This is a genomic window from Pseudomonas sp. W2Aug9, assembly GCF_023127755.1.
Lineage (GTDB): Bacteria > Pseudomonadota > Gammaproteobacteria > Pseudomonadales > Pseudomonadaceae > Aquipseudomonas > Aquipseudomonas synxantha_A.
Map to the genome: position 1 here is coordinate 1 of NZ_SPKL01000007.1, position 23,536 is coordinate 23,536.

Sequence of the window (23,536 nt, forward strand, 5' to 3'; positions counted from 1 at the left end):
ACGACGCCTTCGGCAACCTGATCCGCGAACGGCGCGGCAAAGGCCATCAACTCGTCACCGAATATCGCTACGACTGCCAGCATCGGTTAATCACCATTACAAAGCCGAACGGCGAAACCGCTAGTTATCGCTATGACCCGTTTGGCCGGCGTGTCAGCAAGACCGTGGATGACATAACCACGGAGTTTTTCTGGCAAGGCGACAAGCTGATTGCCGAGCACCATGGGGACTGTCATCACAGTTATATCTACGAGCCCAACAGCTTCCGCCCGCTGGCACTGCTGGAAGGCTACGGACCACAAGCCACAACACCCTACCACTACCAACTCGACCACCTCGGCACACCGCAGTAACTGACCAGCCCCGAGGGCGAAATCGTCTGGTCCGCCCACTACCGCGCCTACGGTCAGATCGCCCGGCTCGACGTAGGCAAAATCGACAATCCGCTGCGTTTTCAGGGGCAGTATTTCGATCAAGAAAGCGGCCTGCACTACAACCGCCATCGCTACTACAATCCAGATATTGGTCGTTACCTGACGCCGGATCCGGTGAAGTTGGCGGGTGGGGTCAATGGGTACCGGTATGTACCCAATCCGACGGGATGGGTGGATCCACTAGGTCTAAATGCATGCCCCGGTGAAGATGGCTGTAAGCCCGAGATTGAAGCGCGTGAATCAGCCCAGGCAGTTCGAGTTAATGAGGGTCAACCAGAGCTACCAAAAGCAGGAGGAGCACAGCGAGCAGCCCGGTACTCGGCCAATTGGCAGACCGCTGACCTGAACGAAAATATCGTTAAATTTGCTGGACCTGACCCGATAGTAATAACTACAGATAAAGGAAAAAAAATATACAAAAACCCTCAGAGCGGGATTGAAATAGTGGAGGACCTTAATGGTAATTACTTTAGAATTCACGACCCGTCCTTGCCGGGATCCAGGCGTTATCTTAGTTTAGCCGGAGCAATCCCCAACAACAAAACCTCCTCTTCTGGCAAACAGATGGGAAGAACACAAAGCGAATACAATGAAGTCACACATTTTAAAAAAGGAAATTCTCGATGAAATTGATTTGTACGCCCTTGACTGGCGAAGCCATGTTTTTGCTAGACCTAAATGCGTGCCCAAACGACCAGATGGAGCGTGTGCTCCTCACAAGCATAGAGCACCAACAACTCTTGAAATCGGGAATATACGAGGAGATCAATGATTCTTTAAAAAAGATCATCGATGACTATGAGGACGAACACATTAACACCTCCGAAGAGCTCACCGAAATGCTAAGAATTTTTAAAAAAAAATCCTTGCCTGAAAACCCCGAACTATTAGAAAAAATAATCCATTTAACCCAGTTAGCTATCGATAGAAAAACCGGTGTTTTTTTCTACTTCTAGGCACTAGACGTGAAATTAAAGAAAGCACGAGTTATAGAAACCAGTATCCATATAGAAGAGGACGTAATACTGCTCATCGAGGGAGTCATCATTAATTGCTTCGTCAGCTATTCCCCACATGAGATAGAAGTCGGAAAGACGTATGACGTCGAGCTGACAATGAATCTATCTGACGATTACGAGATTGAAAGGGTTGAACCGAGAACACCACTGATTGAAAAGACAAATCCCGGATATGCTTACCTACTTTATGGAACCCTACGCGACACACAATTTCACAGCTTCGTCTCATTAAACGATGAGGACATTCACTACGACCATCCTGAATGTAACGAGCGCTTCATAAAACTAAAAGTCGACAGAATCGACGTCAGCTTCCGTTGAATATCAAACGCCCCCCTGAGAACGCACTCTGTGGCCCAGTAGCGCCTCGACGATGAGCCGAATACAAAGCACAATCAGCTCACAAAATGAGCCGAATACTCTTTCTATTCGGCTCACACGCCCCCAGGCGTCCCCTTATGAATCAACAACACGCCACCTGGCCGACCTACTGGAAAAAACTACCTGACACGCCTCCCCGGAGGCGGCCGCAGCACGCGTTATCAGATCAATCCCGCCCAGCAGTAACAGCCCCACTCATTTGCCCCAATCCCCCATGTCTGCTAGTGTCGCGCCGGTTTACCGTCTACCGGAATTGCCGCCATGGCCCGCAAAAAAGTTGCACTGGATTTCGAACAATCCCTCGCCGACCTGCAAACCCTGGTCGAGCGTCTGGAGAACGGCGAGTTGTCGCTGGAAGACTCGTTGACGGCATTTGAGCAAGGCATTGGCCTGACCCGCGACTGTCAGAGCGCGTTGGCGCAGGCGGAGCAGAAGGTCCAGGTGCTGCTGGAGCGCGACGGGGAGTTGGCGCAAGAGCCTTTCGATGCGGAACAGCCGGAATGATCAGCGCGTATCAGGCCAGTAGCCAAGCCCGGGTGAATGCGGCGCTGGAGCCCTTGTTTGCTGCGCCAAGCCCGGAATTGACGCGCCTCTATGAAGCCATGCGCTACAGCGTGATGAATGGCGGCAAGCGGGTGCGCCCGTTGCTGGCCTATGCGGCCTGCGAAGCCCTGGGCGCGCCGGCGGCCGAGGCCAATGGCGCAGCGTGTGCGGTGGAGTTGATCCACGCTTACTCCCTGGTACACGACGACCTGCCGGCGATGGATGACGACGATCTGCGTCGCGGCCAGCCCACGACCCACAAAGCCTTCGATGAGGCTTACGCGATCCTGGCCGGGGATGGCTTGCAGAGCCTGGCGTTCAGCGCGTTGCTGGACCCGGCGCTAAGCAGCGTCAACGCCGAGATCCGCCTGCGCATGGTTACTGCTCTGGCCCACGCTGCTGGCCCGGCCGGAATGGTCGGCGGCCAAGCCATCGACATGGGTTCGGTCAGCCTCAAGCTGGATCAAGAAGCCCTTGAATACATGCATCGCCACAAGACCGGCGCGTTGATCGAAGCCGCCGTGCACCTGGGCGCCCTGGCCAGCGGCCGCGCCGACGCCGAGCAACTGGCGGCCCTGCAGACTTATTCCCGCGCGATCGGCCTGGCCTTCCAGGTGCAGGACGATATTCTCGACGTGGAAAGCGATACCGCCACCCTCGGCAAACGCCAAGGCGCCGATATTGCACGGGACAAGCCGACGTATCCGGCTCTGCTGGGGCTGGAAGCCGCCAAGGCATACGCCATTGAGCTGCGTGACCAGGCCCTGGATGCCCTGCGACCTTTCGACGCGGCGGCCGAGCCGCTGCGTGACCTGGCGCGGTATATCGTCGAGCGCCGCCACTGACAACCCCGGCCATTTGCGCCGCATATCGGCCAAGTTCGGCGCCCTGCGTGGGCAGTTTGCACCGCTTGAGGTAAACTGCCGCCTCTTCTATACCTATAACGATTCGCCTGATGCCCACGACGTTTCAAGAGATTCCCCGCAAACGCCCGTCCACGCCCCTGCTCGACCGCGCTGCCACGCCGGACGGCCTGCGTCGACTGGGTGAAGCCGAGCTGGAAACCCTGGCCGATGAGTTGCGCCTGGAATTGCTCTACACGGTCGGCCAGACCGGTGGGCATTTCGGCGCCGGGCTGGGCGTGATCGAGCTGACCATCGCCCTGCATTACGTGTTCGACACCCCGGACGACCGGCTGGTGTGGGACGTGGGCCATCAGGCATATCCGCATAAAATCCTCACCGGCCGTCGCGAGCGCATGGGCAGCCTGCGCCAGAAGGACGGCCTGGCCGCCTTCCCGCGCCGTTCCGAGAGCGAGTACGACACCTTTGGCGTCGGCCACTCCAGCACGTCCATCAGTGCAGCGTTGGGCATGGCGATTGCCGCCCGTCTGCAAAACAGCGATCGCAAGGCGATTGCCGTGATCGGGGATGGCGCGCTGACTGCCGGCATGGCCTTCGAAGCGCTCAACCATGCGCCAGAAGTGGATGCCAACATGTTGGTGATCCTCAACGACAACGACATGTCGATCTCGCGCAATGTCGGTGGCCTGTCCAATTACCTGGCGAAAATCCTCTCCAGCCGCACCTACGCCAGCATGCGCGAAGGCAGCAAGAAAGTGCTGTCGCGTCTGCCTGGCGCGTGGGAAATCGCCCGTCGCACCGAAGAATATGCCAAGGGCATGCTGGTGCCCGGCACCCTGTTCGAAGAGCTGGGCTGGAACTACATCGGCCCTATCGATGGCCACGACCTGCCGACCCTGATCGCCACCTTGCGCAACATGCGCGACCTCAAGGGCCCGCAGTTCCTGCATATCGTCACCAAGAAGGGCAAAGGCTTCGCCCCGGCTGAAGTCGACCCGATTGGTTACCACGCGATCACCAAGCTCGAACCCCTGGACGCGCCCGCCGCCGCGCCGAAAAAGGCTAGCGGGCCGAAGTATTCCGGTGTGTTTGGCGAATGGCTGTGCGACATGGCGGCTGCCGACCCACGCCTGGTGGGCATTACTCCGGCGATGAAGGAAGGCTCCGACCTGGTGGCGTTCAGCGAGCGTTTCCCGTTGCGTTACTTCGACGTGGCGATTGCCGAGCAGCACGCTGTCACCTTCGCCGCCGGCATGGCCTGCGAAGGCGCCAAGCCGGTGGTGGCGATCTACTCCACCTTCCTGCAACGCGGTTATGACCAGTTGGTTCACGATGTGGCGGTGCAGAACCTCGACGTGCTGTTCGCCATCGACCGCGCCGGCCTGGTGGGCGAAGACGGCCCGACCCATGCTGGCAGCTTCGACCTGTCCTACCTGCGCTGCATCCCCGGCATACTGGTGATGACGCCCAGCGACGAAAACGAACTGCGCAAGATGCTCAGCACCGGCCACCTGTACAACGGCCCGGCCGCTGTGCGGTATCCGCGGGGCAATGGCCCGAATGCCGTGATCGAGAAAGACCTGGAGCCGATTGAAATCGGCAAAGGCGTCGTGCGTCGCCAAGGCAGCAAAACTGCATTCCTGGTGTTTGGCGTACAACTGGCCGAAGCGCTGAAAGTGGCTGAAAAGCTTGATGCCACAGTGGTGGACATGCGTTTCGTCAAACCGTTGGATGAGGCGCTGGTACGCGAAATCGCCGCCAGCCATGAGTTGTTGGTGACCGTCGAAGAGAACGCCATCATGGGCGGCGCCGGCGCGGCAGTCAGCGAGTTCCTGGCGCGGGAGAACATCCTCAAATCGGTGCTGCACCTGGGCTTGCCGGATGTGTACGTCGAGCACGCCAAGCCGGCGCAGATGCTGGCTGAGTGTGGCTTGGACGAGGCCGGCATCGAGGCTTCGGTGCGCGAGCGTTTGGCGCTTCTGGCCCTGTAGAAACCGGGACTAAATGTGGGAGGGGCGGTGCGACGATTCGACTTGCTCCCGATAGCGGTGTATCAGTACCAGATGTTCTGACTGACACACTGTAATCGGGAGCAAGTCGAATCGTCGCACCGCCCCTCCCACATTTAACTTGTATCACCTTCAAAACCGCTATGGACAGCCCATGAAACGCCTGTGCCTCGCCCTGCTGCTTTTACCCGCCGCCGATCTGCTCGCCGACACCCGCGACCAGGCCTTGAAGCTCTCCGATGTGGTCATCAGCGCCAACCGCCAAGTGCAGGCGCGTAACGACAGCAGCGCTGCCAACACCGTCTTCACCCGCGCCGACATCGACCGCCTGCAACCCACCAGCGTCACCGACCTGCTCAGCCGCGTGCCCGGTGTGCAGGTTGCGCCGACCGGTGGGCGTGGCAGTTTGCCGGGGATCTTCATTCGAGGCACAAAGGCCGCACAAAGCCTGGTACTGGTGGACGGCCAGCGCATTGCCAACACCACCACCGGTGATAGTGGCCTGCAATATCTGAACGTCGATCAGATTGAGCGTGTAGAAGTGCTGCGCGGTTCCCGCTCGGTCATTTACGGCAGCGACGCGATTGGCGGAGTGATCCAGGTGTTTACCCGGCGCAATGCCGAGCAAGGCTTGCAGCCGCGCTTGAAGCTCGGGTTTGGCAGTAACCAGACGTGGGAACGTAGCCTGGGCTTGTCGGGCGGCGATGAACATACGCGCTTCAACCTGGGCGCAAGCCTGGATGAAACCGCAGGTATCAACGCGAGCCACGCGTCGTTCCCCAGTGACGGCGACCATGATGCCTACCGAAACCAGTCCATCAGCCTGAACCTCCGCCATTCGTTCAGCGATGAGCTGGAGGTAGGTTTCAATCTGCTGGATAACCGTGGCAAGTCGGAGTACGACAACAGTTATGGCCGCTACAACGGCGCCACCGGGCAGAGCGTCGGCCAGAAACCCTACACCGATTACACCGTCAGCAGCGCCAGCGGTTATGTCGATGCCAAGCTCAATGAGACCTGGCAGTCGCGCCTGGAGTTGGGCCACAGCGAAAACCGTGACACCAAGCGCGATACGCTCAGTGATGATTTCAGCGTGTTCAATACCTACCGCGACTCGGTCAACTGGCAGAACGACCTGACGCTGAATGAGCAGAACAACCTGATCGTCGGTGGCGACTGGTATGAAGACCGCTTCCACGGCTCCACCACCTTTACCGAAAACAGCCGCTGGAACCGCGCCGCCTTTGTGCAGCACCGCTTCCACAGCGAGTGGTTTTCCACCGAGCTTGGGCTGCGTCGCGACCAGAACCAGCAGTTCGGCGGTCAAAATAGCTGGAGCGGCACCCTGACCGTACCGGTCAACCCTGACAACGACCTACTCTTGAGCTACAGCGAAGGCTTCCGCGCGCCGACCTTCAACGACCTCTATTACCCCGACATGCAGTACAGCAACCCCAATCTGCAGCCCGAGACATCAAAGAGCTACGAGCTGCAATGGCGCAGCCAACTGACCGACAGCACACGGGTGGAAGCCTCGCTGTATCGTACCGACCTGAGCGACGCGATCATCCTTGACGCCGGCAAGCCGCAAAACGTGGCATCGGCGCGGATCAACGGCTTTGAAGCGGCGCTCAAGCAGGAAGTGTTTGGCTGGCAGGGCAACCTGGGCCTGTCGCTTATCGACCCGCGTGACCGTGACAGCGGCCACACCCTGGCACGTCGCGCTCGGCGTACATTGAACCTGGATCTGGATCGGCAGTTCGACAAGCTGGGCGTTGGCGCGAGCTGGCAGGCGATCAGCAGCAGCTACGATGATGAAGCCAACCGCAACCGTTTGGGCGGGTATGCCTTGTTGGGGCTACGCAGCAGTTGGGCGTTGAACCGAGAGGTGTCGTTGTCGCTGAAGGTGGATAACGTGCTGGACAGGTCTTATGCCCGGGCGAAGTACAGCTACCTCGGCGAGGCTCAGAATTATCGTGAAGAAGGTCGGGTGTGGATGGTTGGGCTGACATGGACGCCTGAGTTCTGAGGGACCTGCACCGACGTCATCACAGGCAAGCCAGCTCCCACAATTGAAATGCATTCCCCTGTGGGAGCTGGCTTGCCTGCGATAGCGGTTTCACAGGTTAGGCGATAAAACCTGACACAACCGCCCCACCGCCTCCAACATCTGCCCGCTGGGCCGCTCCAGGCCCTTGTCCGGCACTAATCGCACCCGCGAAGACATCATCGACCATGCCTTCCACGCTTGTCTCTGAGCTTGATCACCCACCAGGATCACCTCGGGATCACGCGCCAGCACCGACTCGATATTGACCTGCGGCGCCGGCAACTTCAGATCATCAAACACATTACGCGCCCCGCACACACTGAGCGCATCGCTGATGATCTGCCCACCACCCACGGTGTACAGCGGTTGGTTCCACACTTGGTAAAACACCCGCAACGGCTCGGCCCGCTGATAGCGCTGGCGCAACTCGGCCAAGCGCTGGCGTAGTTGTGCAGCGAGCTGGCGCCCTGCCTCAGCTCGGCCCAATTGCTCGGCAATGGCCTGGACCTGAGTAGTCAGTTGCTCAAGGCTATGGGGCTCGGCGATATACACCGGGATATTCAACCGCTGAAGCTGCTCACGCTGGGCCGGGCCGACGCTGCCGGGCCACAGCAGGACCAGGTCGGGCTTCAGGCTGAGCAGACGCTCCATATCCAGCTGGCCGTAATGCCCGACCGACGCAACCGTTGCCAGTGCTGTTGGCCGCTCACCACCATCAAGCACACCCACCAACAGGTCGGCTGCGCCCAGCTCAACGACGATTTCAGACAGCGACGGCGCCAGGCTGACCACTCGTTCGGCTGCCATCGCCTGAACACTCAATACGAGCAGCAGTGCCAGCCAGTAGCGGCTCATCCCAGTTGACGCGGAATGCGGTAGAGGTAAAACAGCACCATGGTCGACATTGCCAGCAGGAACAGTGGCACCGCTTCCAGCCCCACGAACACCGCCAGCGCACCGATCCAGGCCGGTAGCGCGGCTACCAGCAAAGCCGTGCGCCGACGCGCCGCCAGGGTGATCCAGGCAGCAGGTTCTTCAGGGGTATCGAGGGCTTTGGAAGTAGCGATCAGCGCATGTTTATAGCCGTGAAAATAACGCAGGCTGAGAAACATCGAGGCCACGCCGGCAATGAAGAACGGCATGGCCAGCACGGGCAGCAGGGGTTCAGCACGGCCAAACAGCAGATTGATCACAAACAGGGGCAGCAATGCCAAAGCCAGGTACTGCCACCAGTTGAAGGATAACCGCCGTTTCACCTGGCCGCGAGTCACGCGCGGTCGACCTCGCCCTGGTGCTCGTTGCCCATCATATGGTCGAGCTTGCTGGCTTTGGTCGCCAGGTAGAGCTTGTTGTGCGGATTGTGCCCGGTGTGCAGCGGCACGCGCTCGGCCACGGTGATGCCCATCTCGGTCAAGGCTTTGACCTTGCGCGGGTTGTTGGTCATCAGGCGCAGGGATTTGACCCCCAGGTGCTCAAGCATCGGCAGGCAGATCGCGTAGTCGCGCTGGTCGGCGGCAAAGCCCAGGCGCTCGTTGGCTTCCACGGTGTCGGCGCCGCCATCTTGCAGTTCGTAGGCGCGGATCTTGTTCAACAAGCCAATGCCACGGCCTTCCTGACGCAAGTACAGCAGCACGCCACGGCCTTCACGGGCGATGGCTTGCAAAGCGGCTTCCAGTTGCGAGCCGCAGTCACAGCGCTGGCTGAACAGCGCATCGCCGGTCAGGCACTCGGAATGCACGCGCCCCAGCACCGGCGCGCCATCCGTGATGTCGCCGAGGCTGAGCACAACGTGCTCGCGCCCGGTGGCTTCTTCGAGAAAGCCGTTCATGGTGAACGTGGCAAAAGGGGTAGGCAGCTTGGAAGCGGCGACGAAAACGACGGGCACCGTGTGCTCCTGATTTCAGATTTCACAGAGGCGGCCATTGTAACAGCAGGTTCCTACAGACGCTTAAGCTGAATTATCGCTGATAAAGATCAATAGGTTCGATTGGCCTTCGCGTCAGTTCTATGGGCCCGGGAACGGATACGGCTGTTTCCAGCGCGCAAAAGTCGCTTTGAGCTCGCCGGTCTTGACCAGGGCGGCCAAACGCTGGTCATACACCGCCATCAACGCCCTGCCGCGCTCGGTATCGGCAAAGGCTATGTAGAGCGGCAACTCGGCGATATGCGTAAGTTTGAACAGCGCCGGGTCTTGCGCCTGGCTGAGTACATACTTGGCTTCAGTGAGGGCATCGATATAGAAATCGGCGCGACCGTATTGCAGCATTGGCAGGATACCGTCGCGCCGTTCGATCTGGTTGAAGCGGCGCACATTGGGCAGGTATTGCTCGTACTTGTAGCCACGCACCCAGGCCAGGCGGTAGTCGCCCAGCGTCGCCTGTGTCGGCGTAGGCGCAGTGGCGAGCCCAAGGGCGTATACGTGGTCGGCGTCGAAGTTCCAGCGGGGGTACAACACCCCGCTGACTTCATTGCGATAGGTGCCGACGCATCCATCCACCTCGCCACGCTGGGCCAGGCCGACCGAGCGGGTGTAGGGCTCGCTGCGGGTCTGCAGGGTGATGCCTACCGGCTCGAAGATCTGGCGCACCACGTCCCAGGCCAGGCCGCTGCCATCTTTATTGGTGTAGTCGTTCCACTCTTCGCCGGCCAGCATGACCTTGCCGGGCACCGACGCCTCATCCGCCTGAAGTACAGAGGTAAAGGCACACAGAGCGATCAGCAGCCAGCAGCGCACGACCATAGTGACGGCTTCCTACGTGGTAATCATCAGATAAAGGGTAGCGCAGGACGCTGGCTACGGCGTCTCGCGAAAATGCTGATAGCCGCGCACGGCCGGTGTAATGTCCTGACCATGGGCATCGAGCAGGGTCACGCCCTGCCCCGCTTCGACCCGACCGATCACGTGAATCGGCCAGCCGCCCGCTCGCAAAGGTGCCAACGCGGATATCGGCAAGGTAAATGCCAGCACGTAGTCATCGCCCCCGCTCAACGCCGCGACGCGGGCCTGATCCTCGCCGACAAATGTCAGCAAGGCGGTAGATAACGGCAACCTGTGACGTTCGATCACCAGGCTGACCGCCGAAGCCTTGGCGATATGCCCACAATCGGCCAGCAGCCCGTCGGAGATATCCATGGCCGCGCTCGCCTTGCCCCGCAACGTCAGCCCCAGGGCCAACTGCGGTTGCGGCGACCAGTAATGTGCCAGCAGCGGCTCGGCAACTGCCGCATCCGCCGTGCGTTGGCCCAAGACCAATGGCAAAGCACCAGCGGCATCGCCCAGTTCGCCGCCCACACACAGCAGGTCACCCGGCTGCGCACCACTGCGCGTCAACGCCTGCCCGGCCGGTACGCGGCCAAATACGGTCAGGGTCAGGCTCAGTGGCCCTCGGGTGGTATCGCCGCCCACCAAGCCCACGCCGCAACGTTGCGCCATGGCGTTCAGGCCTTGGGCATAGCGTTGCAGCCAATCGGCATCCACGGTCGGCGTGGTCAGGGCAAGGGTAAACGCGAGGGGGTCGGCGCCCATGGCGGCCAGGTCGCTCACCGCCACGGCCAGCGAGCGCTGGCCGAGCAGGTACGGGTCACAGGGGTCGGCAAAATGCACGCCGGCCACCAGCGTATCGGTAGAGACCGCCAGTTGCTCTCCGGCGGGCAGCGCCAGCAAGGCACAGTCGTCGCCGATCCCCAGGGCAATGCCATCGCCGCCTTGCGCACAAGGCGCGGCGGCGAAGTACTTGCGGATCAGCTCGAACTCGCCCATGCGGGACTCAAGCGCAGATTAGCGCTTGTGTTCCTTTACTTCGGCTTCACGCAGGCGCGGGGCCAGCTTGTCGAGCACGCCATTGACGAACTTGTGACCGTCGGTCGAACCGTAGACCTTCGCCAGTTCGATGCCTTCGTTGATCACCACGCGGTACGGTACGTCAACGCGCTTGAGCAGCTCCCAGGTGGACAGGCGCAGTACCGCCAGCTCAACCGGGTCCAGCTCTTCGAGGGTCAGGTCCAGGCATGGCGTCAGCGCAGCATCGATCTCGGTCATGTTGGCCGGAACACCGTGCAGGATGTCGTGGAAGTAGCTCTGGTCAGCAAAGGTGAAGTCGTTATCGACGCGAAATTGCGCTTCGATCTCGTTCAGCGAAGTGCCAGCCATATGACGCTGGTACAGCGCCTGGGTGGCGAGCTGACGGGCCGCACGGCGCTTTTCGCTTTTCGAAGGCTTGCCGGCATCGGCTGGACGCTCGTCACGCGGGTTGAAACGATCGCTTTCGTCGGAAATCACTTGGCCTCCAACTGCGACAGCAGGCTGACCATTTCCAGCGCGGACAAGGCAGCTTCAGCGCCCTTGTTACCGGCTTTGGTGCCGGAACGCTCGATGGCTTGCTCGATGGAATCAACGGTCAGTACGCCGAAAGCGACTGGCACGCCGAACTCCATGGACACCTGGGACAGGCCCTTGGTGCATTCGCCGGCTACGTATTCGAAGTGCGGGGTGCCGCCACGAATGACCGCGCCCAGGGCGATGATCGCCGCGTATTCACCCTGCTGAGCAACTTTTTGCGCAACCAGTGGAATTTCGAAGGCGCCAGGGGCGCGGATAAGGGTGATATCGCTCTCGCTCACACCGTGGCGAACCAGGGCGTCAACCGCACCGCTTACCAGGCTTTCAACCACGAAGCTGTTGAAGCGGCCAACCACCAGGGCATAGCGGCCTTTGGGGGCGATGAAGGTACCTTCGATGGTCTTCAGGGTCATTCGACAAATCTCTTAAAGAGCCGGGACGCGAAAAGTGCGTCCCTCAGTGATGATTTAACCGCGAACAAGGGGCAGAAATCGCCGGCCTTTATTCGGAGGGCACGTATTCTACAACTTCCAGGTCGAATCCGGATATCGCATTAAATTTCATCGGTGCGCTCATCAGGCGCATTTTGCGCACGCCCAGGTCGCGCAGGATCTGCGAACCGGCACCGACGATGCTGTAGGTGGTCGGTTTTTTCACCGGCACGGCGTCGGCGGTTTCGCGGATGTGCGCCAGCAATACGTCGCCGTCCAGCGGGTGACCGAGCAACAGCACCACACCGCTGCCAGCCTCGGAAACCGCGGCCATGGCGGCGCGCAGGCTCCAGCGGCCGGGTTGCTTGACCATCAACAGGTCGCGCAGAGGGTCCATGTTGTGCACCCGCACCAGGGTCGGCTCTTCGGCGCAAATGTTGCCCAGGGTCAGGGCCATATGCACGTCGCCTTCCACTGAATCACGGTAGGTCACCAAATTGAATTGGCCCAGTTCGCTGTCCAGCGGCTGCTCGGCAATCCGCTGAACGGTACGTTCGTGGATCATGCGGTAGTGGATCAGGTCGGCAATGGTGCCGATCTTGAGGTTGTGTTCGGCGGCAAAGGCTTCCAGTTCGGTGCGACGGGCCATGGTGCCGTCGTCGTTCATCACTTCGCAGATCACCCCGCTCGGCTCGAAACCGGCCATGCGCGCCAGATCGCAGGCGGCTTCGGTGTGACCGGCGCGAGCCAGGGTGCCACCCGGTTGAGCCATCAGCGGGAAAATGTGACCGGGGCTGACGATGTCTTCGGCCTTGGCATCTTTGGCGGCGGCGGCTTGCACGGTACGCGCGCGGTCAGCGGCGGAGATACCGGTGGTGACGCCAGTGGTGGCTTCAATCGATACCGTGAACTTGGTGCCAAAACCCGACCCATTGCGCGGCGCCATCAACGGCAGCTTGAGCAACTCGCAGCGTTCGCGGCTCATGGGCATGCAAATCAAACCACGGGCGTGCTTGGCCATGAAGTTGATGTGCTCAGGCTTGCACGCCTCGGCGGCCATGATGATGTCGCCTTCGTTCTCGCGATCTTCGTCATCCATAAGGATGACCATCTTGCCTTGGCGGATGTCTTCAACCAGTTCTTCGATGCTATTGAGCGCCACGCGGCACCCCCTTGGTCAGGATTTCAGGTAGCCGTTAGCGGCCAGAAAACTTTCGGTGATGTTGCCTGATGCAGGCTCTGCGGCCTTTTCGCCCAGCAACAGGCGCTCCAGGTAACGGGCAAGCAAGTCCACTTCCAGGTTCACCCGGCGCCCCGGCTGGTAGGAGGCCATGATGGTTTCGCTGAGGGTGTGGGGAATGATGGTCAGTTCAAATTCGGCGCCATTGACGGCGTTCACGGTCAGGCTGGTGCCATCAACGGTAATCGAACCCTTGTGGGCAATGTACTTGGCCAGCTCTTTGGGCGCACGGATGCGGAATTCCACGGCGCGTGCGTTTTCACTGCGGGCCACCACTTCGCCGACACCGTCGACATGGCCGCTGACCAGGTGACCGCCCAGGCGCGTGGTTGGCGTCAGGGCTTTTTCCAGGTTGACCGGGCTGCCGGCCTTGAGGTCGTTCATCGCGGTGCAGTCCAGGGTTTCCCGGCTGACGTCGGCGGCAAAGCCGTTGCCCGGCAGCTCAATAACGGTCAGGCACACGCCGCTGACGGCGATACTGTCACCCAGCTTGACGTCGCCGAGGTCCAGCTTGCCGGTTTCAACCAGCAGGCGCACGTCGCCGCCTTTGGGGGTCATTGCACGGATGCTGCCGATGGATTCGATAATGCCGGTGAACATTTCGCTCTCCTGAAAACGAGGGGCTGACGCTTAAGCGCAGGCCGGGAATTATACGCTCGCTGTCGGGACGGGAATGGCAGTGACTCGCCAGTCGTCGCCTACAGCGCGCATGTCAGTGATCTTGAGTTGGGGCGCGTCGACCAGCTTCTCAAGCGGCCAGTCCAGCAACGGCCGGGCAGCGGAGCCGAGGAACTTGCCGGCGATGAATATGACGTACTCATCCACCAGGCCCTGCTGGGCAAACGCGCCCGCCAGGCTCGGGCCCGCTTCCACCAGCACGTCGTTGACGCCACGGGCGGCCAATGCCACCAGCGCCGAGCGCAGGTCGACCTGGCCCTCCACACCCGGTACCACCAGGCACTCTGGGCCACGGGGAAACTGGTTCTCCGGGGCCACGCAGGTGATGACCAGTGCCGGGCCTGCCTTGAAGAAGGGTGCATTGAGCGGCACGCGCAAGCGGCCGTCGATCAACACGCGCAGCGGCGGGCGCGACATGGCCAGGGCGGTGGTTTGTTCATCCAGGCCCAACTCAGCGGCGCGCACAGTCAAGCGGGCGCCGTCGGCCAGCACCGTATCGGCACCGGTCAACACCACACTCGCCTCGGCACGCAGACGTTGGACGGCGGCGCGGGCAGCGGGGCCGGTGATCCATTGGCTTTCGCCGCTGGCCATCGCCGTGCGGCCGTCCAGGCTCATGGCCAGCTTGACCCGCACGAACGGCAAACCGTGCTCCATGCGCTTGAGGAACCCCGGGTTAAGCGCCCGCGCCTCAGCTTCCAGGACACCACTGCGCACCTCGATACCCGCCTGGGCCAGACGCTGCATGCCACGCCCGGCCACTTCCGGGTTCGGGTCCTGCATACCTGCCACCACCCGCGCCACACCGGCGCTCACCAGTGCATCGGCGCACGGCGGCGTACGTCCATGGTGGCTGCACGGCTCCAGCGTCACGTACACCGTCGCGCCGCGGGCCTTTTCACCGGCGGCGCGCAGGGCATTCGGCTCGGCATGGGGCTCGCCGGTGCGCTCATGCCAGCCTTCGCCGACAATCTGCCCGTCACGCACGATCACACAGCCCACCCGTGGGTTGGGGTGGGTGGTGTACAGGCCCTTGCGCGCCAATTCGAGGGCACGCGCCATGTAATGGGCGTCGAGGACTGCCTGTTCAGACTTCATTGTTTGGAGGGCTCACGGGCCAGGCGGTCGATTTCTTCGCGGAACTCATTGAGGTCCTGGAAGCGTCGATACACCGAGGCAAAACGGATATAGGCGACTTCGTCGAGCTTTTGCAGTTCGCCCATCACCAGCTCGCCGACCACGAGGCTCTTGACCTCGCGCTCGCCGGTCGCCCGCAGCTTGTGCTTGATATGCACCAGCGCCGCTTCCAGGCGCTCTACACTCACCGGGCGTTTTTCCAGGGCGCGCTGCATACCGGCACGCAGTTTTTCTTCGTCGAAAGGCTGGCGGCTGCCGTCGGACTTGATCAGACGGGGCAATACCAGTTCGGCGGTTTCGAAGGTGGTGAAACGTTCACCACAGGCCAGGCATTCGCGCCGGCGACGCACTTGATCGCCCTCGGCGACCAGACGCGAGTCAATGACCTTGGTGTCGTTGGCACCGCAGAAGGGACAGTGCATGGTTGGCAGGCAACAAAAAATGGGAGGGCCATGGTAGCGCATCCCCGTCGCAAGACAAGCCATAGCCTTTACGGTATATAGGCAGGCTTATATGTTTGATATTTTTTAAGCCACGGATTTTGTCCTTTCTGGAGCCGTACATGCAGTTACGACCACTCGTTCTACTCACGCTGTTCAGTTTTCTGGTCGCCTGCAGCAGCGAAGCCCCCAAACCGGCCGCGCCTCAACCGACACCGGCACAAGAGAAAAAAGTCCCGGGTATTGAAGACCTCGGCCCCCTGCCCGCCTATCAACGGGAAATCAGCGGCAGCCTGACCAACGTGCCCGCCGGCGCCGAAGTCGAGATGGCGCTGCTGGTGATCGACGACCGTTCGCGCCCGCAGCAACTGCTCGCCAGCAGCGTGCTGAGCGGCAATGGCAAGCCCCTGGCCTTCCGCCTGCGCTTCAACCCTGAAGCCTTCCCGGCCGGTGCACGCGTTGAATTGCGTGGCCGCGCCAGCCAGTCCGGCCAGTTGATCCTGCACCTGCCCGCCGTGCGCGTCACCCAGGCGATCACCCAGAGCACCGGCCCCCTGCAACTCGTCAAGGCGCCATGACGCCACCGCTGCACCTGCAGCGCGCCTTGAGCGAGTTGATCGGCGACGCGCAATTGGTGCCCTGCCCGCTACCGGGTACCGAATTGTCGCTATGGCTGCTCGATGCCGACAATATGGACCGCGCCTTCAGCCAAGAAGAAACCCGGCGCATCCTGCATGAGCCGCCCTATTGGAGCTTTTGCTGGGCCAGCGGCCTGGCGTTGGCGCGCTACCTGGCGGCGCATCCCGAGTGGGTCGCCGGTAAACGCGTGCTGGATTTCGGCGCAGGTTCGGGCGTAGCCGGGATCGCCGCCGTAAAGGCGGGTGCCCTGGAAGTAGTGGCGTGTGACCTGGACCCGCTGGCCCTGGCGTCTTGCCGCGCCAACGCCGAACTCAATGCGGTGGAGCTGGGCTATTGCGCCGACTTCTTCGCCGAAGCCGACCGTTTTGACTTGATCCTGGTGGCCGACGTGCTTTACGACCGCGCCAACCTGCCGCTGCTGGATCAATTCCTCACCCGTGGCCGCGAAGCGCTGGTGGCCGATTCGCGGGTGCGGGACTTCCAACACCCGCGTTATCAACGGCTGGAGGTTCTGGACGCGTTGACCCTGCCGGACCTGGCCGAGCCTTGGGAGTTTCGCAAGGTGAGTCTGTACCATTCGCGGCGCTGAGCCTTCGCGTTACAAATTCCCGGCAACAGATTGGCTAAGACAGGAAAAGGCGAGGCATGGAAAATGCCATCCTTCGCTCACGGATGGAAAATTTCCTGACATGTCCTGGCAGACAGTTTCGCTAATAACTTACGACTCAACGGCCTTGCCAAACGTCAGGCACCTGCTTAATCTTTGCGGCAATACACCCGCCATGCCTCTGGTTGCATCAGTAACTAAGCACAAATTGTGCGGGTTTTTTATGCCCGGTACTTTTTGGGCATGAGGTCATTCAGCAAACCTGCCATCGACGTTCCTGCCCAGCTGGGACTCCTCAAGCGGCGCGGACTGATAATTCACAATGAAGCTCGTGCCGAGCACTTCTTGCAATCCGTCAGTTTCTTTCGACTCAGCCCTTATATGCGGCCCTTTCAACAGCCTGACGCTATTGACCATCTTTTTCGTGAAGGTAGCCAGTTCCGCCAATTAACCCGCCTATACGATTTTGATAGAAGGCTTCGCTTACTGACCATGGATGCCATTGAGCGCGTCGAAATAGCCTCACGTTCGGTTATCAGTAATCACATGGGACCCGCCCATGGCAGTCATTGGTATCTCAATCCAGGGTTGTTCCACCTCAAATTTGATCATCAACGCCTGCTTGCAACACTGTCCATGAAGCAAGCCAGCGCAACCCGTGACTACCAGCGCGAATGCGAACGCATCGATAGATCACATGCCAGCGATGCACGAAAAGATCTTCTTAAACGCCAAAGGGCAAAAGAAAGTTATGCCCGTCATTACTCCGTGACCTACGTCCAGCCCGCGTTGATGCCGGGTTGGGCCATGTTGGAAGAATTGACACTGGGAGACTTATCCCATCTGTACAAAGGCTTGGCCAAGGACGCCGACAAGAAAGCGATCTCCAGGCGCCTTCTACTCCCGGCACCACTCATGCAGTCCTGGCTGCACACGCTGACCACTGTCCGAAATATCTGCGCTCACCATTCACGCATGTGGAACCGAGAATTGGGTATCCGTCCTGAATTGCCCAAAAAAGCCAGCTTTCCATGGCCGCAGTATTTGCTTCAACCGGGGACACATAGCCGCATGTTCTCCACGCTATGCATACTCAATCACCTGATGGGCCAGGTGAGCCCACATACTCGCTGGGGTCACAGCCTGCATCTGCTGATCGACGAGTTTCCCGACGTCCGTATCGAAGCAATGGGTTTTCCTCAGGACTGGTATCTGGACCCGTTTTGGCACGCGCATGATTACTGAATGCCAGGCGGCTTCCGATAGCTAGCGCCAGCCCTTATAGTTGCCCCCATTCCCGCTTTATTCGAGACGCCCCATGAGTGAGCCCACGCCGTACATCTTCGACGTCACCACCGCCAACTTCGACCAGGCGGTGATTCAGAATTCTTTTGAAAAACCTGTGCTGGTGGACTTCTGGGCCGAATGGTGTGCGCCATGCAAGGCGCTGATGCCGATGCTGGCGCAGATTGCCGAGACCTATCGCGGCGAGTTGCTGTTGGCCAAGGTCGATTGCGAGGCCGAACAGGACATCGTCGCGCGTTTCGGCATTCAAAGCCTGCCGACGGTGGTGTTGTTCAAGGATGGTCAGCCGGTGGACGGCTTTGCCGGTGCGCAGCCGGAGTCGGCAGTACGGGCGATGCTGGAGCCACATGTGCAGATGCCACCACCGGCTGCGGCGGATCCGCTGGAACAGGCCCAGGCGCTGTTCAGCGAAGGGCGCATCAGCGAGGCTGAAGCGCTGCTGGTGCAGTTGTTGGGCGAGGACAATACCAACGCCGCAGCCCTGATCCTGTATGCACGCTGCCTGGCTGAGCGCGGTGAGTTGGGTGAAGCCCAGGCCGTGCTTGACGCTGTCAAAAGCGACGACCACAAGGCCGCCCTGGCCGGGGCCAAGGCGCAGATCACCTTCCTGCGCCAGGCCGCAGACTTGCCGGACACCGCCGATCTGAAGAGCCGTCTGGCACAGAACCCGCAGGACGACGAAGCGGCCTATCAGTTGGCGATCCAGCAACTGGCGCGCCAGCAGTACGATGCGGCACTGGAAGGTTTGCTCAAGTTGTTTACACGCAACCGCAGCTACAGCGAAGGCTTGCCGCACAAGACGTTGCTGCAGGTGTTCGAATTGCTGGGCAATGAGCACCCGCTGGTCACGGTGTACCGCCGCAAATTGTTTGCCGCGTTGTACTAATCACCGATCCAACGGTACAGCGGCGTATCCCCGCCGCTGCTCACCTTGACTTTGGCGCTATGGCGCAGGCGCACCAACAGGCGCTTGCCCGCGCCCGCATCGCCTGCCAACCCTTCCAGTTGATCGAGTAATTCCAGACCGTTGAGCTGCCCTGCCTTGCGCAGCACCTCTTGGGCGCTCTGCCATAGGTCGTCGTTTTGTTTGACCGGCGCCGCGGTTGGCGCACTGGGCGTTGGGGCGGCCTGAAGCTGTGCGCCCAAGCGCGCCCAATCGCCGTCGTCCAGTTCCAGGGTCAAGTCCACCGGCAGGTCGCCGATGGTTCCACGAATTCGCAACATCGCTGTACTCCTGCATTTTTCTGACCGTCATGCTCCCATGCAGCTTGCGCAACACCAAGCAGGCGGTCAAACTCTCGGCTCTATTGTTATAAGATCACATAACAAAACTTTCATCCTGGAGCCTCCCATGCGCCGTTTGCTGCTTGCTTTGCCGTTCGCCCTGCTGCCACTGGCTGTTGCCCACGCTCACGAAGAGCATGACCACGAGCACGGCAGCCTCGGCGCCCATGAACATGGGGTCGGCCGTCTCAATGCCGTGCTGGATGACAAGGCCCTTGAGCTTGAACTGGACAGCCCGGCCATGAACCTGGTGGGTTTCGAGCATGTAGCGACCAGCGCCGCCGATAAAGCCAAGGTCGCCGGTGTACGCAAACAACTGGAGAACCCGTTGGCCCTGTTCAACCTGCCCAAGGCCGCAGGGTGTGTGGTCAGCAGCCAGGAACTCAATAGCCCGCTGTTCGGTGACAAACCAGAAGCCGACCATGACGACGATGACCACGCCACCGACGGCAAAGGCGCCGCCGCTCACGAGCACCATCACGACCACAGCGAAATCCACGCCCACTACCAATTCACCTGCGCCACGCCGACGGCCTTGGGCAACCTGGACTTGAGCCAAGTGTTCAAGACCTTCCCCGCCACCAAGAAAATTCAGGTACAACTGATCGGCCCGAGCGGTCAGCAAGGTGTTGACGCGACGGCCACCGCCGCCACCCTGAAGTTCTGACTTGAAAGCACAGTCCATGTGGGAGCTGGCTTGCCTGCGATACTGGCGACGCGGTGCAGCAGGCACACCGTAGCGACGCCATCGCAGGCAAGCCAGCTCCCACAGTGGATCGGCGCCATTTTCGACTACCAGGCGACACTGACTTCCCATGACTCAAGCGTTAATCGAACTGTCCGACCTGGGCTTCAACTGGCCTGGTTACCCGCAGTTGCTGGACATCCCCGCGTTCCGCCTGGAACCCGGGGAAACCCTGTTCCTCAAGGGCCCGAGCGGCAGTGGCAAGACCACGCTGCTGGGGCTGTTGGGGGGCGTGCAGAAACCCTGCCAGGGCAGCATCCGCCTGCTTGGGCAGGAGTTGACCGAACTCTCGGCCGGCGCCCGTGATCGTTTCCGTGTGGACCACACCGGCTACATCTTCCAGCAGTTCAACCTGCTGCCGTTTCTATCGGTGCGCGAAAACGTCGAGTTGCCTTGCCATTTTTCCAGGTTGCGCGCACAACGGGCCAAACAGCGCCACGGCAGTGTCGACCAGGCGGCTGCGACCTTGCTCGCGCACCTGGGCTTGAAGGACAAGGACTTGCTGGAGCGCCGCGCCGACTCGCTGTCCATCGGCCAGCAACAACGGGTGGCTGCCGCCCGTGCGTTGATCGGCCAACCGGAACTGGTGATCGCCGACGAGCCCACCTCAGCCCTGGACTATGACGCCCGCGAAGCGTTCATCCAGTTGCTGTTCGCTGAATGCCGTGAAGCTGGCGCCAGCCTGTTGTTTGTCAGCCATGACCAGAGCCTGGCGTCACTGTTCGACCGCAACCTGTCACTGGCCGAACTCAATCGCGCCGCCACGCCCGCAGAGGTTTGAGATGTATCTGTTTCGTCTAGCCATGGCCAGCCTGGCTAACCGCCGCTTTACTGCGATCCTCACTGCCTTCGCCATCGCGCTTTCCGTGTGCTTGTTGCTGGCGGTGGAGCGCGTGCGTGTCGAGGCGCGCAACAGTTTTGCCAGCACCATCAGCGGTACCGACCTGATCGTCGGGGCACGTTCGGGCTCGGTCAACCTGCTGCTGTATTCGGTGTTTCGCATCGGCAACGCCACCAACAACATCCGCTGGGACAGCTTTGAGCATTTCGCCGCCAGCCCCCAGGTGAAATGGGCCATTCCGATTTCCCTCGGCGACTCCCATCGCGGTTACCGCGTGATGGGCACCAACGAATCCTACTTCGAGCATTACCAGTACGGGCGCAAGCAAAACCTCGAACTGGCCAGCGGCCGCGCCTTCGCTACCGACCCGTTTGAAGTGGTGCTCGGCGCCGAAGTTGCCGACGCCCTGCATTACAAACTCGGCGACAAGCTGGTGCTGGCCCACGGTGTAGCGGTGGTCAGCCTGGTCAAGCACGACGACAAACCCTTCACCGTGGTCGGAATCCTCAAGCGTACCGGTACGCCGGTAGATCGCACGTTGCACATCAGCTTGGGTGGCATGGAGGCGATCCATGTCGACTGGCACAACGGTGTGCCGGCCCAGGGCAAAGGCCGCATCAGCGCCGACCAGGCGCGCAATATGGACCTGACGCCGCAAGCCATCACCGCGTTCATGCTCGGCCTGAACAACAAGATTTCCACCTTCGCGTTGCAAAGGCAGATCAATGAGTTCCGTGGCGAGCCGATGCTGGCGATCCTGCCGGGCGTGGCCCTGCAAGAGCTGTGGAGCATGATGAGCACCGCCGAGAAAGCCTTGTTCGTGATCTCGCTGTTCGTGGTGCTGACCGGCTTGATCGGCATGCTCACGGCGATCCTCACCAGCCTCAACGAGCGCCGCCGCGAGATGGCGATTCTGCGTTCGGTGGGTGCACGCCCCTGGCATATCGCGAGCCTGCTGATCTTCGAAGCCTTCGCCCTGGCCTTGTCCGGTGTGGTAGCAGGCGTGGGCCTGCTGTATGTCTGCATCGCCGCCTCCCGTGGTTACTTGCAGGCCAACTACGGGCTGGACCTGCCGATGTCCTGGCCGAGCGAATATGAATGGACCCTGCTGGCGGGTATCCTCGCGGCAGCGCTGTTGATGGGCAGCGTGCCCGCGTGGCGCGCCTATCGACAATCTTTGGCCGATGGCCTGTCCATCCGTGTATGAGGAAGGCTTCGATGCGTCGTGCCCTGTTTGCCCTGTTACTGCTGACGGCCGTGCCCGTGTGGGCGGATGAACAGCCCAAGGACCTGTCCTGGCAGGAAATGATACCGCCGGATGCGCCACCGGAAGTGCCTAATATGAAGCCGCTGCACGACCTGTCGAACATGGCCGATGCCTTGTCCGTCGAGGCGGCGCCGGCGGCCAAGCAGGATCTGCCCAACGCGCCGGTGGTGCAGAGCCTCGACGGCCAGCACATCCGCCTGCCGGGGTATATCGTGCCGCTGGAAGTCAGCGAAGAGGGCCGCACCACCGAGTTTCTGCTGGTGCCGTATTTCGGCGCGTGCATCCACGTGCCGCCACCGCCGTCGAACCAGATCGTGCATGTCAAAAGCGAAGTCGGCGTGAAGCTCGATGAGCTGTACCAGCCGTACTGGATCGAAGGCGCGATGCAGGTCAAGCCGTCGACGAGTGAACTGGCCGACGCCGGTTACCAGATGGATGCCCAGAAGATTTACATGTACGAGCTGCAGGAGTAGCGCTGATCACCCTTTCATTGAGCTGAGTCAAAAGACCGAACGGAACGATCTTTACCATTGGACGTACAACTTTTAACGTCCTCTGGAGCTCCCATGAACAAGTCTCTGCTCGGCGCGTCCCTCTTCGCGCTCGCCCTCGTCGCACCGGTCGCACACGCTCACCAAGCGGGCGATATCCTGGTGCGTGCCGGTGCAATCACCGTGAACCCGGAGGCCGACAGCGGCAAAGTCAAGGTTGACCAGGGCCCACTGGCCGGCACCAACCTGGGCGGCAAGGCGACCATGAGCAGCGACACCCAGTTGGGCTTGAACTTCGCCTACATGATCACCGACCACGTCGGTATCGAACTGCTGGCCGCCACGCCCTTCGAGCATGACGTGAAACTCAAGAACACCGCACTGGGCGCCGCCAATGGCAAGCTCGGTTCGCTCAAGCACCTGCCGCCGACCCTGAGCGTCGTGTACTACCCGCTGGACAACAAGTCGGCATTCCAGCCGTACGTAGGCGCCGGTATCAACTACACCTGGATCTACGACGAACACGTCGGCGGTCGCGCTCAACAAGCCGGCTTCAGCAACTTCAAGGCCGAAAACTCCTGGGGCTGGGCCGCACAGATCGGCGCCGACTACATGATCAACGACAATTGGATGATCAACGCCCAGGCGCGCTACATCGACATCAGCACCAAGGCGACTGTGGATAACAATGCGCTGGGCCAGGGCACTCGGGCCAAGGTCAATGTGGACGTGGATCCGATGGTTTACATGGTGGGTATTGGCTACAAGTTCTAAGCAACACTGCATAACCCAT

26 protein-coding genes and 1 pseudogene are annotated in these 23,536 nt (G+C 60.7%); 15 read left to right on the forward strand and 12 right to left on the reverse strand.

The window, feature by feature from the left end; translation table 11 throughout:
- The 6 genes and pseudogenes from E3O56_RS04110 to E3O56_RS04135 all read left to right on the forward strand — a co-directional run.
- A pseudogene (locus tag E3O56_RS04110) lies at positions 1-1,061 on the forward strand (RHS repeat-associated core domain-containing protein); the annotation flags it as partial.
- Positions 1,058-1,390 carry a hypothetical protein gene (locus tag E3O56_RS04115; RefSeq protein ID WP_216090365.1) on the forward strand — a complete coding sequence of 111 codons (333 nt, stop codon included), beginning with the start codon at positions 1,058-1,060 and terminating at the stop codon, positions 1,388-1,390. The pseudogene E3O56_RS04110 and the gene E3O56_RS04115, both read left to right, overlap by 4 nt.
- Positions 1,391-2,095: 705 nt before the next feature.
- Complete coding sequence (locus tag E3O56_RS04120) at positions 2,096-2,338, forward strand: exodeoxyribonuclease VII small subunit (RefSeq protein WP_005791829.1); 243 nt, start codon at positions 2,096-2,098, stop codon at positions 2,336-2,338.
- On the forward strand, positions 2,335-3,222 hold the full coding sequence (gene ispA, locus E3O56_RS04125; protein ID WP_032879258.1) for a (2E,6E)-farnesyl diphosphate synthase: 888 nt from the start codon (positions 2,335-2,337) through the stop codon (positions 3,220-3,222). The genes E3O56_RS04120 and ispA overlap by 4 nt, the downstream gene beginning before the upstream one ends.
- 110 nt (positions 3,223-3,332) lie before the next feature.
- Positions 3,333-5,231 carry a 1-deoxy-D-xylulose-5-phosphate synthase gene (dxs, locus tag E3O56_RS04130; RefSeq protein ID WP_005791833.1) on the forward strand — a complete coding sequence of 633 codons (1,899 nt, stop codon included), beginning with the start codon at positions 3,333-3,335 and terminating at the stop codon, positions 5,229-5,231.
- Between the two features lie 172 nt (positions 5,232-5,403).
- A complete protein-coding gene (locus tag E3O56_RS04135; protein WP_248127912.1) occupies positions 5,404-7,278 on the forward strand; it encodes a TonB-dependent receptor in 1,875 nt (624 codons plus the stop codon).
- 90 nt (positions 7,279-7,368) lie between these two features.
- Here the strand turns inward: E3O56_RS04135 and E3O56_RS04140 are convergent, their stop codons facing one another.
- The 11 genes from E3O56_RS04140 to nrdR form a co-directional block, all read right to left on the reverse strand.
- A complete protein-coding gene (locus E3O56_RS04140) occupies positions 7,369-8,154 on the reverse strand; it encodes a cobalamin-binding protein (protein WP_248127913.1) in 786 nt (261 codons plus the stop codon).
- The gene (locus E3O56_RS04145) at positions 8,151-8,570 is read right to left on the reverse strand and encodes a nuclear FMR1 interacting 1 family protein (RefSeq protein ID WP_032879254.1); all 420 of its coding nucleotides are present in this window, start codon (positions 8,568-8,570) and stop codon (positions 8,151-8,153) included. The genes E3O56_RS04140 and E3O56_RS04145 overlap by 4 nt, the downstream gene beginning before the upstream one ends.
- Entirely contained in the window at positions 8,567-9,184 is a 618-nt protein-coding gene (ribA, locus tag E3O56_RS04150; RefSeq protein WP_005791841.1) for a GTP cyclohydrolase II, read from the reverse strand. Before ribA ends, E3O56_RS04145 begins: the two co-directional genes overlap by 4 nt.
- Positions 9,185-9,304: 120 nt before the next feature.
- Positions 9,305-10,039 carry a transporter substrate-binding domain-containing protein gene (locus E3O56_RS04155; protein WP_032879252.1) on the reverse strand — a complete coding sequence of 245 codons (735 nt, stop codon included), beginning with the start codon at positions 10,037-10,039 and terminating at the stop codon, positions 9,305-9,307.
- Between the two features lie 54 nt (positions 10,040-10,093).
- Positions 10,094-11,059: a thiamine-phosphate kinase gene (gene thiL, locus E3O56_RS04160; protein WP_078822442.1), complete on the reverse strand. Its 966-nt coding sequence runs from the start codon at positions 11,057-11,059 to the stop codon at positions 10,094-10,096.
- 18 nt (positions 11,060-11,077) lie between these two features.
- The gene (gene nusB, locus E3O56_RS04165) at positions 11,078-11,578 is read right to left on the reverse strand and encodes a transcription antitermination factor NusB (RefSeq protein ID WP_032879249.1); all 501 of its coding nucleotides are present in this window, start codon (positions 11,576-11,578) and stop codon (positions 11,078-11,080) included.
- Complete coding sequence (gene ribE, locus E3O56_RS04170) at positions 11,575-12,051, reverse strand: 6,7-dimethyl-8-ribityllumazine synthase (RefSeq protein ID WP_078822443.1); 477 nt, start codon at positions 12,049-12,051, stop codon at positions 11,575-11,577. Before ribE ends, nusB begins: the two co-directional genes overlap by 4 nt.
- An 88-nt stretch (positions 12,052-12,139) precedes the next feature.
- Positions 12,140-13,231 (reverse strand): bifunctional 3,4-dihydroxy-2-butanone-4-phosphate synthase/GTP cyclohydrolase II, encoded by a 1,092-nt coding sequence (gene ribBA / locus E3O56_RS04175; protein WP_003194579.1) that lies wholly within the window; start codon positions 13,229-13,231, stop codon positions 12,140-12,142.
- Between the two features lie 15 nt (positions 13,232-13,246).
- Positions 13,247-13,909 (reverse strand): riboflavin synthase, encoded by a 663-nt coding sequence (locus E3O56_RS04180; protein ID WP_005791849.1) that lies wholly within the window; start codon positions 13,907-13,909, stop codon positions 13,247-13,249.
- Between the two features lie 48 nt (positions 13,910-13,957).
- Positions 13,958-15,085, reverse strand: a complete 1,128-nt coding sequence (gene ribD / locus E3O56_RS04185; protein WP_032879247.1) for a bifunctional diaminohydroxyphosphoribosylaminopyrimidine deaminase/5-amino-6-(5-phosphoribosylamino)uracil reductase RibD — start codon at positions 15,083-15,085, stop codon at positions 13,958-13,960.
- Positions 15,082-15,546 (reverse strand): transcriptional regulator NrdR, encoded by a 465-nt coding sequence (gene nrdR / locus E3O56_RS04190; RefSeq protein WP_019818855.1) that lies wholly within the window; start codon positions 15,544-15,546, stop codon positions 15,082-15,084. The genes ribD and nrdR overlap by 4 nt, the downstream gene beginning before the upstream one ends.
- A gap of 140 nt (positions 15,547-15,686) precedes the next feature.
- Between nrdR and E3O56_RS04195 the strand changes: the two genes are divergently transcribed.
- The 4 genes from E3O56_RS04195 to trxA all read left to right on the forward strand — a co-directional run bounded on the left by E3O56_RS04195 (position 15,687) and on the right by trxA (position 19,001).
- The gene (locus E3O56_RS04195) at positions 15,687-16,142 is read left to right on the forward strand and encodes a YbaY family lipoprotein (protein WP_005791855.1); all 456 of its coding nucleotides are present in this window, start codon (positions 15,687-15,689) and stop codon (positions 16,140-16,142) included.
- On the forward strand, positions 16,139-16,792 hold the full coding sequence (locus E3O56_RS04200; RefSeq protein WP_078822446.1) for a 50S ribosomal protein L11 methyltransferase: 654 nt from the start codon (positions 16,139-16,141) through the stop codon (positions 16,790-16,792). The genes E3O56_RS04195 and E3O56_RS04200 overlap by 4 nt, the downstream gene beginning before the upstream one ends.
- A gap of 261 nt (positions 16,793-17,053) precedes the next feature.
- Entirely contained in the window at positions 17,054-18,055 is a 1,002-nt protein-coding gene (locus E3O56_RS04205) for an Abi family protein (protein WP_078822447.1), read from the forward strand.
- A gap of 73 nt (positions 18,056-18,128) precedes the next feature.
- Positions 18,129-19,001 carry a thioredoxin gene (gene trxA / locus E3O56_RS04210; RefSeq protein WP_103735398.1) on the forward strand — a complete coding sequence of 291 codons (873 nt, stop codon included), beginning with the start codon at positions 18,129-18,131 and terminating at the stop codon, positions 18,999-19,001.
- Here the strand turns inward: trxA and E3O56_RS04215 are convergent.
- The gene (locus E3O56_RS04215; RefSeq protein ID WP_032879241.1) at positions 18,998-19,339 is read right to left on the reverse strand and encodes a hypothetical protein; all 342 of its coding nucleotides are present in this window, start codon (positions 19,337-19,339) and stop codon (positions 18,998-19,000) included. The two genes, trxA and E3O56_RS04215, sit on opposite strands and share 4 nt — an antisense overlap.
- A 127-nt stretch (positions 19,340-19,466) precedes the next feature.
- On the opposite strand from E3O56_RS04215, the gene E3O56_RS04220 reads away from it, so the two are divergent.
- From E3O56_RS04220 to E3O56_RS04240, 5 genes are all read left to right on the forward strand, one after another.
- Positions 19,467-20,066, forward strand: coding sequence for a DUF2796 domain-containing protein (locus E3O56_RS04220; RefSeq protein ID WP_103735399.1), 600 nt, complete (start codon positions 19,467-19,469; stop codon positions 20,064-20,066).
- Positions 20,067-20,214: 148 nt separating this feature from the next.
- Positions 20,215-20,925 carry an ABC transporter ATP-binding protein gene (locus tag E3O56_RS04225; RefSeq protein ID WP_248127914.1) on the forward strand — a complete coding sequence of 237 codons (711 nt, stop codon included), beginning with the start codon at positions 20,215-20,217 and terminating at the stop codon, positions 20,923-20,925.
- Position 20,926: 1 nt separating this feature from the next.
- Complete coding sequence (locus E3O56_RS04230) at positions 20,927-22,192, forward strand: ABC transporter permease (protein ID WP_148853985.1); 1,266 nt, start codon at positions 20,927-20,929, stop codon at positions 22,190-22,192.
- Positions 22,193-22,203: 11 nt separating this feature from the next.
- Positions 22,204-22,725: a DUF3299 domain-containing protein gene (locus E3O56_RS04235; protein ID WP_032879236.1), complete on the forward strand. Its 522-nt coding sequence runs from the start codon at positions 22,204-22,206 to the stop codon at positions 22,723-22,725.
- 93 nt (positions 22,726-22,818) lie between these two features.
- On the forward strand, positions 22,819-23,517 hold the full coding sequence (locus tag E3O56_RS04240; RefSeq protein WP_005791869.1) for an OmpW family outer membrane protein: 699 nt from the start codon (positions 22,819-22,821) through the stop codon (positions 23,515-23,517).
- Positions 23,518-23,536 lie beyond the last annotated feature (19 nt).

Excerpts from the sequence above, each read along its gene's own strand:
- thiL (WP_078822442.1), bottom strand. The coding sequence starts at position 11,059 with ATGGGCGAGTTCGAGCTGATCCGCAAGTACTTCGCCGCCGCGCCTTGT.
- E3O56_RS04140 (WP_248127913.1), bottom strand. The coding sequence starts at position 8,154 with ATGAGCCGCTACTGGCTGGCACTGCTGCTCGTATTGAGTGTTCAGGCG.
- ribE (WP_078822443.1), bottom strand. The coding sequence starts at position 12,051 with ATGACCCTGAAGACCATCGAAGGTACCTTCATCGCCCCCAAAGGCCGC.
- dxs (WP_005791833.1), top strand. The coding sequence starts at position 3,333 with ATGCCCACGACGTTTCAAGAGATTCCCCGCAAACGCCCGTCCACGCCC.
- E3O56_RS04235 (WP_032879236.1), top strand. The coding sequence starts at position 22,204 with ATGCGTCGTGCCCTGTTTGCCCTGTTACTGCTGACGGCCGTGCCCGTG.
- ispA (WP_032879258.1), top strand. The coding sequence starts at position 2,335 with ATGATCAGCGCGTATCAGGCCAGTAGCCAAGCCCGGGTGAATGCGGCG.
- E3O56_RS04230 (WP_148853985.1), top strand. The coding sequence starts at position 20,927 with ATGTATCTGTTTCGTCTAGCCATGGCCAGCCTGGCTAACCGCCGCTTT.
- E3O56_RS04195 (WP_005791855.1), top strand. The coding sequence starts at position 15,687 with ATGCAGTTACGACCACTCGTTCTACTCACGCTGTTCAGTTTTCTGGTC.
- E3O56_RS04215 (WP_032879241.1), bottom strand. The coding sequence starts at position 19,339 with ATGTTGCGAATTCGTGGAACCATCGGCGACCTGCCGGTGGACTTGACC.
- E3O56_RS04205 (WP_078822447.1), top strand. The coding sequence starts at position 17,054 with ATGAGGTCATTCAGCAAACCTGCCATCGACGTTCCTGCCCAGCTGGGA.
- E3O56_RS04240 (WP_005791869.1), top strand. The coding sequence starts at position 22,819 with ATGAACAAGTCTCTGCTCGGCGCGTCCCTCTTCGCGCTCGCCCTCGTC.
- nrdR (WP_019818855.1), bottom strand. The coding sequence starts at position 15,546 with ATGCACTGTCCCTTCTGCGGTGCCAACGACACCAAGGTCATTGACTCG.
- ribD (WP_032879247.1), bottom strand. The coding sequence starts at position 15,085 with ATGAAGTCTGAACAGGCAGTCCTCGACGCCCATTACATGGCGCGTGCC.
- E3O56_RS04225 (WP_248127914.1), top strand. The coding sequence starts at position 20,215 with ATGACTCAAGCGTTAATCGAACTGTCCGACCTGGGCTTCAACTGGCCT.
- E3O56_RS04200 (WP_078822446.1), top strand. The coding sequence starts at position 16,139 with ATGACGCCACCGCTGCACCTGCAGCGCGCCTTGAGCGAGTTGATCGGC.
- E3O56_RS04180 (WP_005791849.1), bottom strand. The coding sequence starts at position 13,909 with ATGTTCACCGGCATTATCGAATCCATCGGCAGCATCCGTGCAATGACC.
- E3O56_RS04155 (WP_032879252.1), bottom strand. The coding sequence starts at position 10,039 with ATGGTCGTGCGCTGCTGGCTGCTGATCGCTCTGTGTGCCTTTACCTCT.
- E3O56_RS04115 (WP_216090365.1), top strand. The coding sequence starts at position 1,058 with ATGAAATTGATTTGTACGCCCTTGACTGGCGAAGCCATGTTTTTGCTA.
- E3O56_RS04120 (WP_005791829.1), top strand. The coding sequence starts at position 2,096 with ATGGCCCGCAAAAAAGTTGCACTGGATTTCGAACAATCCCTCGCCGAC.
- E3O56_RS04220 (WP_103735399.1), top strand. The coding sequence starts at position 19,467 with ATGCGCCGTTTGCTGCTTGCTTTGCCGTTCGCCCTGCTGCCACTGGCT.
- trxA (WP_103735398.1), top strand. The coding sequence starts at position 18,129 with ATGAGTGAGCCCACGCCGTACATCTTCGACGTCACCACCGCCAACTTC.
- E3O56_RS04135 (WP_248127912.1), top strand. The coding sequence starts at position 5,404 with ATGAAACGCCTGTGCCTCGCCCTGCTGCTTTTACCCGCCGCCGATCTG.